A 7,764-nucleotide genomic window follows, 5' to 3' on the forward strand; every position below is an offset into this window, starting at 1 on the left:
AGACCCAATCTTCAGATGGGCGCCAAACCTTCTCCTGCGCGCCCGAACCGATCAGGTTCCGGCGTGCCGTTTGCACACTGCGAAGCGGTAAGCTCTTGTGTCCGGAATTTATTAGTATACAAATGATATTTGCGTCAAGACGCCAGCGTGAAACACCTTTCCAAACTGAGACATATCAGTAGTCCGGGCATTTCGGGTTTCGACAATGAAAGAGAATTTTTCGGCGCAGACGCTGGATTCCCTGGGCAGTGTCGTCGCCGGCATCGACGTCGGCGGAACTTTTACCGACCTGCTTCTGATCGACGGCCGTGGCGGTGGCCGGGTGCATATCGCCAAGACCCCGACCACGGTCGACAACCAGGCTTTCGGTGTCGTTTCGGCGCTCAGTGCCACCGGTTTTCCCATCCGCGGCATCGACCTCATCGTCCACGGCACGACGACCACCACCAACGCAGTGCTGGAACGCCGGTTGGCCAAAACCGGCATGATCACCACGCGCGGCTTTCGCGACGTCATCGAGCTTGGCCGGCGGACACGGCCGCAGGCCTATGGCATGACAGGGACCTTCGTCCCGATCATTCCGCGCAATCTGCGGCTTGAAGTGTCGGAGCGCGTCGAAGCCTCGGGCGCGGTGCGCATTCCGCTCGACGAAGCCGAGATGCGCGACGCGGTGAAAAGCCTGATCGACGCCGGCTGCGAATCCCTCGTCATCCATTTCCTGCATTCCTATGCCAATCCGGCGCATGAGCGGCGGGCGGCCGAGATCGCCGCCGAGCTTTGGCCAAACGGCTACATCACGTCAGGCCACGCATTGCTGTCGGAAGCGCGCGAATTCGAGCGCGGCGTCACCGCCTCGGTCAACGCCTCGGTGCAGCCGATCCTGGAGCGCTATGTCGAGCGGCTGCGCAAGGAATTGGGATCGCAAGGCTATGCCCGCGACTTCCTGATCATGAACGGCAATGGCGGCATGATCTCGGCCCGCTTTGTCACACGTGAGTCGGCCAAGACCGTCATGTCCGGCCCGGCCTCCGGTGTTATCGCCGCCGCTTATACGGGGAAACGCGCCGGCTTCGAAAACCTGGTCACCTACGACATGGGCGGCACCTCGACCGACGTGGCGCTGATCCGCAATGCCGAACCGGCGGTGTCGAACGAGATCGAGATCGAATATGCGATGCCGATCCATGTGCCGATGGTGGCGGTGCATACGGTCGGTGCCGGCGGCGGCTCGATCGCCCGCGTCGATGCGGCGGGCCTGATCCAGATCGGCCCGGAAAGCGCGGGCGCCAATCCCGGTCCGATCTGCTACGGGCGCGGCGGCAGCGAGCCGACCATCACCGATGCCAATCTGGTGCTCGGCAGGCTGGCGCCAAAGAAGCTGCTTGCGGTCGAAAACCCGGTCACCGTCGAACACGTCACTGGCATATTCGAGGACAGGATCGGCCGACCCACCGGCCTGTCCGGCGTCGAGGCGGCGGGCGCCGTGCTGCGGCTGGGCAACATGAAGATGGCCGGCGCTATCCGCATGGTCTCGGTGTCACGCGGTCACGACCCGCGTGATTTCGCGCTGTTCGCCTTCGGCGGCGCCGGGCCGCTGCATGCGACCGCACTGGCGCGCGAGCTCGGCCTGCCCAAAGTGCTGGTGCCGGCACGGCCGGGTATCACCAATGCGCTCGGCTGCGTCGTCGCCGATCTCAGGCACGACTTCGTCAACACGGTCAACCAGCCGGTAGCGGGGCTCGATGAACCCCAACTTCACGCCGTATTGGAACGGCACCGAAACGAAGGCGAGGAGTTGATCGGCAAGGAAGCGGTAAAGCCGGAGACGATCCGGGTCACGCATTCCGCCGACATGCAGTTTGTCGGCCAGACCCACATCATCAACGTGCCGTTGCCGTCGTCCGCGGTGACCCGCGACGTGCTGCAGCAACTGTTCGAAAAGGCTTATTTCGCCCGCTTCAAGGTTGAACTGCCCGAGATCCGCGCCAATCTGGTCAATCTCAACACCTCGGTGACGGGTGTGCGGCCGGCGATCGATCTGTCCCGGCTGATCGACCCGGCTGGCCGCGCCAAAACGCTCGATGAGGCGCGGCGCGAGGTCCGGCCGGTCTGGTATGGCGGACGCTGGCACGACACACCGGTCTACGTCAGGGAGAAGCTGCCCCTCGACGCCGTCATCGAAGGGCCCGCGATTCTTGAGCAGATGGACGCGACCACCGTGCTCGAGCCCGGCGACCGGGCGCGCTCGGACGCCGACGGCAACATCATCATCGACATTGGTGAGGCCTGAGATGGAAAAGCTCGACGCGATCACGCTTTCGGTCATCCAGGCGGCGTTGCAGCAGGTCTGCGACGAGATGGACCTGACGTTTTCGCGCGCCGCCTTTTCGCCTGTTATCGCCGAGGCCAACGATCGCTCCGACGGCATCTATTCCGCCGTTGACGGATCGCTGATCGCGCAAGGCAGCCAGGGCCTGCCGGTGTTCGTCGGCGTCATGCAGTATTCGACCAAAACCGTGATCGAGATGATCGCCGACGGACGCTGCCTGCCGCCCGAGCCAGGTGACATCTACATCGTCAACGATCCCTATCTCGGCGGCACCCACCTGATGGATGTGCGCTTCGCCATGCCGGTCTACAGGGATGGCAAGATTTTCTGCTGGCTGTCGAACACCGGCCACTGGCCTGACATTGGCGGCTCGGTGCCGGGCGGCTTTTCGGCCTCGGCAACGGCGGTCGAGCAGGAGGGCCTGCGGCTGCCACCGGTGAAACTGTTCAAGAAGGGCGTGCTCGATCGCGAGATCTACGCCATCATTTGCTCGAACATCAGGGTTGCCGACCAGCGCATCGGCGACATCCGCGCGCAGGCGGCGGCGCTGCTGATTGGTCAGGACCGGCTGAATGGAATCCTGGATCGTTACGGCGACGAAACAGCTGTCGAGGCAATTGCCGAACTGCGCCGCCGCGCCGCCGAGCAGATGCGCGCCAACATCTCAGCCATTCCCGACGGCACCTACCGGTCCAAAGCCTTTGTCGATTCCGACGGGGTGGTGAACGAGCCGCTGACCATTGCACTCGCAGTCGAGAAAAAGGGCGACACGCTGAGCTTCGATTTCGCCGGCTCGTCAAAGCCCTGCGCTGGGCCGATGAACAGCGTGCTGGCGACGACCTTGTCGTCGGTCTATCTCGCCATGCGCCATATTTTTCCCGATGTGCCGATCAGCGCCGGCGCCTTCGAGCCGCTGATCGTCAAGCGGCCGGAAGGCACCTTCCTCGACGCAAAATATCCGCGCCCGGTGTCCGGCTGCGCGGCCGAGGTTTCGCAACGCATCGCCGAGGCGGTGTTCGCGGCCATGGTGCAGGCGCTGCCGGACAAGGTGACGGCGGCCCCGGCCGGCTCCAGCGGCAATTTCGCGCTCGGCGGCAACGATCCGGCCCGCGGCCGCGACTACGTCATGTACCAGATCTCCGGCGGCGGCTATGGCGGCAATGCCGGTCATGACGGCCTGACCAATGGCTGCTCGACCATCGGCATTTCCAAGTCGCCGCCGGTCGAGATCATGGAGCAGGCTTTTCCAGTGCTCTATCGCCACTATGCCTTGCGCGAAGGCTCGGGCGGCGCCGGCAAGCATCGCGGTGGTTTTGGCCTCGCCTATGAGGTCGAGATCCTGCGCGGCGACGCCCGCGCCTCCTTCGTCATGGACCATGGCCGCTTCGGCCCGCAGGGCGCGCTCGGCGGCAAGGACGGCGCGGTCAACACGGTGACCGTATTCCGCGACGGCAAGGAACATGTGCCACCGCACCTTTCCAAAGAGCAGGACATCGCGCTGAAGGCAGGCGACCGCGTGCGCGTCGGCACGCCTGGTGGCGGCGGTTATGGCGACCCGCTGCAGCGCGATCCGGAACTGGTCGCTGAAGATGTCAGGCTAGGGTATTATACGGCCGAGCAAGCCAGGGATATGTTCGGAGTCGTAACGGATGACCAATCCTGAGCCTGCGTCTGAACTGGCTCACGCGGTCGAGCGTGTCTATGACGTCTTTGCGTCTTATCCGTTGCCCCGGCTTCTCCATAGCTCGCCGATCGAAGATGCGGAGGCAATCTTTCGGGCAGTGTCCAGTGACAAGCTACGGCAACTCAGCGGCGAAAAACTCGGCACCTATGCCGGATCGGCCATATGGACAGTCGGCGACGTCGATGATTACCGGCACTTTCTGCCGAGGGTGCTTGAACTTGCCACCCAAGGCGAGCCTTCGATGGGGTTCGACGCCAACGTAATTGCCGCAAAGCTCGAGAGAACCTCTTGGCGCGATTGGCCATCCGAAGAGCAGCAGGCCCTCGATGCCCTGTTTCAGGCTGCCTGGCGAAAAACGTTGACCAAGCACCCCGATAAAGGGAATGCAGTTCCCTGGCTGGAGGGCATGGTAGTTGCCGGAATGGATGTGGCAACTGCACTGGCCGCCTGGCGTGAAAGCCCTTACCCCGAAGCCATGCTGCACTGTGCGGACCTGATCACCGGCAACATCAAGAAGCTCGACAAGGGACGCGTGGTCGTCAGCGAACAGGTCACCGCATGGCTTTTGTCTGAAAGCCTCGCCCGGCATTTGTTCACCGTCGCGGTTGAGGCCCCGTTGCGCCCAGACGATCGCGAAAGGCTCGCTTGGGCGAGCGAGATCATCGAGAACAATCTGAAGCTTCCCGGAAACTAAAGGCAATGCCCGGCCGCGCCGTGATCGCCGCAGGGCATGTCATTTCCGTCTCCGCCGGAGGTACAAAACCCCGTAGACTTGCCCCTATCAACGGAGATCTGGATCATGCGCCTTTTCGGTCGTTTCGTGCTTGCCGCGTCCGTCGCCCTGGCTCTCGCAACCGGCGCCGCCTCCGCCCAGGACAAGAAACTCAGGCTCGGCACCGAGGGTGCCTATCCGCCCTTCAACTATGCCAATGCCGACGGCACGCTGGGCGGCTTCGACATCGATCTCGGCAAGGCGCTGTGCGCTGAGATGAAGACCGACTGCGAATTCGTCGTGCAGGATTTCGACGGCTCGATCCCGGCACTGCAGGCCGGTAAGTTCGATGCCATCATCAACATCACCATCACGCCGGAACGAGCCGAGAAGGTCGATTTCACCCACAAATACTACCAGACGCCGCCGGCGATCGCGGTGCCGAAGGATTCGACTGTCACAGGCACGTCGCCCGAGGACCTGAAAGGCAAGGCGCTGGGCGTGCAGAGCGCGACGATCCATCAGAATTTCGCCGAACAGAAGTACGCAGGCTCGACCACCAAGCCCTATCCGACCGGCGACGACGCCCGCACAGACATGGTCAATGGCCGTCTCGACGCGGTGATGGACGGCTCTATCCTGCTGACCGAGTGGCTGAAGAAGCCTGAAGGCGCCTGCTGCAAATTGCTCGGCACCTTGGCCCCCGACCCGGCTATCCATGGCCCCGGCGTCGGCATCGCGCTGCAGAAGGGCAACAAGGAGCTGGCCGACAAGCTCGATGCCGCGATCGACGCGCTGCGCGCCAACGGCAAATACAAGGAAATCAACGACAAGTATTTTGCCTTCGACGTCTACGGCGAGTAGCGGAGTGCCTTGGCCTTGTTCAAACGCTCGGGCAATCGCTTCAGGTTTGTGCTGCCCCTCATCGCCCTGCCGGGCACTTCTCCCCGTATAGTGACGGGGAGAAGGACGCCGTCACCAGAGGATTTCGCCAATCAGCAGTGCAGGAATAAGCCCCTTCTCCCCGTCACTATACGGGGAGAAGATGCCGGCAGGCAGATGAGGGGCAGCGCCGAGATCGACAATTGGTGAAGAAATATCATGCCCGAACGGCGATCCCCTTTCTACAGCAGCATCGTCGGGCTCGGTGCGACGATGGGCCGGGTCGGCGGTGATTTCGTTTCCGCCAGATACTATTCCGGCATTGCAGACGAGCATCTGAACACCCGCAAAAATGTCGGTGTCCAGGACCTCAGCACGATGGGCAAGATGGACATCAAGGGTCCGGACGCCGAGGCCCTGGTCAACCATGTCATCGTCAACGACGCCGCAGCCATGCGGCCGGGACAGGTGCGTTATTCGACCGTCTGCCGCGAGGATGGCGGCATCATGGATGACCTCACCGTGTTCAGGCTTGGGCCCGAGCATTTCATGTTGGTGACCGGCTCCGTCAACCGCCAGAAAATGCTGCCCTGGCTGCTGCATCACGCCGAGGGCCGAAAAGCCTATGTGACCGACATCACGGCTGCCATCGCCTTCCCGACGATACAGGGGCCGCGCTCGCGCGAGCTCTTGAAGGTGCTGGTGCAGGACGCCGACCTGGATGGCCTGAAACGCTGGTCGTTCGCCACAGGGCGGATCGGCGAGACGAAGCTGCTGATTTCGCGCACCGGCGTGACCGGCGAGCTCGGTTTCGAGCTTTTCGTGCCGGCCGACGAGGCCACTGCCGTCTGGGACATGCTGATGCGGGCCGGCCGCGATTTCGGCCTGAAACCCTATGGCGTGCTGGCGATGTTCACGCTTGGGCTGGAGAAGGCCTATCCGGCGCATGGCATCGACATGGACGAGACCCGCACGCCGTTTCATGTCGGCCTTAACAGCTGGATCAAGTTCGACAAGGGCGATTTCGTTGGCCGCGAGGCGCTGCTCAAAGTTCGCGACACAGGCGTCGACGAGCGCTGGACCGGGCTGACCGTCGAAGGCGGCACGCCGGCCGCAACGAATGCGCGGGTTCTGGCCGGCGGCGAGGATGCCGGCGTTGTCACCTACAGCGACCACGGCTACTCGCTGGGCAAGGTGCTGGCGACCGCGCATCTTCGGCTGCCGTTCACACAGATCGGCACAGAACTCAGCATCGACATCGACGGCACGCCAACACGCGCGGTGGTGTCGGCGATGCCATTCTTCGATCCAGAAGGGACCAGGCTGAGGGCTTGATCCTACCCCCTGTGATCCAGCCTGGCCACCAGCCGGTCGCCGGCCCACTGGATGCCGCAGACCAGGATGATCAGCACGATGACCACGGCGACCATGACTGACGTCTCGAAGCGCTGGTAGCCGTAGCGGATGGCGAGGTCGCCAAGCCCGCCGGCGCCGATGGCGCCGGCCATTGCCGAGGCGCCGATCAGCGTCACCAGCGTGACCGTGAAGCCTGCGACGATGCCGGGCAGGGCTTCCGGCACCAGCACCTCGCGGATGATCGTCCAGTGGTTGCCGCCCATGGCGCGCGCCGCCTCGATCAGCCCGTGGTCGACCTCGCGCAGCGACACTTCGGCGATGCGGGCATAGTAGGGCGTGGCCGCGATCGACAGCGGCACGATGGCAGCCCAGGTGCCGATCGAGGTGCCGACGATCAGCCGTGTCACCGGGATCAGCGCGACCAGCAGGATGATGAACGGCACCGAGCGGAAGCCGTTGATGACAGCGCCGAGGACGCGATTCACCCACAGGCTTTCGGCGATGCCGCCGCGGTCGGTGGCGACCAGCGCCAGGCCGAGCGGCAGTCCGAAAACCAGCGAAATGAATCCGGACGCGGCCGTCATCAGGATCGTCTCCCAAATCGAACGAAGCAGAAGCTCAAACAGGATTGGCGACATGGCCAAGCACCTCCACCCGCGCCTCGCGGGCTTTCAGAAACGCGATCACCCGCGTCAGATGGTTTACGTCGTTGCCCGGCACGGCCAGGAACAGCGTGCCGACAGGCTGCCGCTGGACATGGTCGATGCCGCCGTGAACGAGGCGGAGCGGGCCGGGCACGGC

At 63.6% G+C, this 7,764-nt stretch carries 7 protein-coding genes; 5 read left to right on the forward strand and 2 right to left on the reverse strand.

Going from position 1 to position 7,764, the window contains the following annotated elements:
* Nucleotides 1-205 precede the first annotated feature (205 nt).
* The 5 genes from EOB36_RS10005 (at nucleotide 206) to EOB36_RS10030 (ending at nucleotide 6,942) form a co-directional block, all read left to right on the forward strand.
* Complete coding sequence (locus EOB36_RS10005) at nucleotides 206-2,290, forward strand: hydantoinase/oxoprolinase family protein (protein WP_128284777.1); 2,085 nt, start codon at nucleotides 206-208, stop codon at nucleotides 2,288-2,290.
* 1 nt (nucleotide 2,291) lies between these two features.
* Nucleotides 2,292-3,992 (forward strand): hydantoinase B/oxoprolinase family protein, encoded by a 1,701-nt coding sequence (locus EOB36_RS10010; protein WP_128284778.1) that lies wholly within the window; start codon nucleotides 2,292-2,294, stop codon nucleotides 3,990-3,992.
* Entirely contained in the window at nucleotides 3,979-4,707 is a 729-nt protein-coding gene (locus EOB36_RS10015; protein ID WP_128284779.1) for a hypothetical protein, read from the forward strand. Before EOB36_RS10010 ends, EOB36_RS10015 begins: the two co-directional genes overlap by 14 nt.
* A gap of 105 nt (nucleotides 4,708-4,812) precedes the next feature.
* Nucleotides 4,813-5,589: an ABC transporter substrate-binding protein gene (locus EOB36_RS10020; RefSeq protein ID WP_128284780.1), complete on the forward strand. Its 777-nt coding sequence runs from the start codon at nucleotides 4,813-4,815 to the stop codon at nucleotides 5,587-5,589.
* A gap of 237 nt (nucleotides 5,590-5,826) precedes the next feature.
* Entirely contained in the window at nucleotides 5,827-6,942 is a 1,116-nt protein-coding gene (locus EOB36_RS10030) for an aminomethyltransferase family protein (RefSeq protein ID WP_128284781.1), read from the forward strand.
* A gap of 2 nt (nucleotides 6,943-6,944) precedes the next feature.
* Here EOB36_RS10030 and EOB36_RS10035 read toward each other — a convergent pair whose 3' ends face one another.
* Nucleotides 6,945-7,601 carry a methionine ABC transporter permease gene (locus EOB36_RS10035; protein ID WP_128284782.1) on the reverse strand — a complete coding sequence of 219 codons (657 nt, stop codon included), beginning with the start codon at nucleotides 7,599-7,601 and terminating at the stop codon, nucleotides 6,945-6,947.
* Nucleotides 7,582-7,764: NIL domain-containing protein (locus tag EOB36_RS10040; protein WP_281035470.1), on the reverse strand; the 183-nt coding region annotated here is incomplete at its 5' end. The genes EOB36_RS10035 and EOB36_RS10040, both read right to left, overlap by 20 nt.

Source organism: Mesorhizobium sp. M6A.T.Cr.TU.017.01.1.1, assembly GCF_004023115.1.
Taxonomy (GTDB): domain Bacteria; phylum Pseudomonadota; class Alphaproteobacteria; order Rhizobiales; family Rhizobiaceae; genus Mesorhizobium; species Mesorhizobium mediterraneum.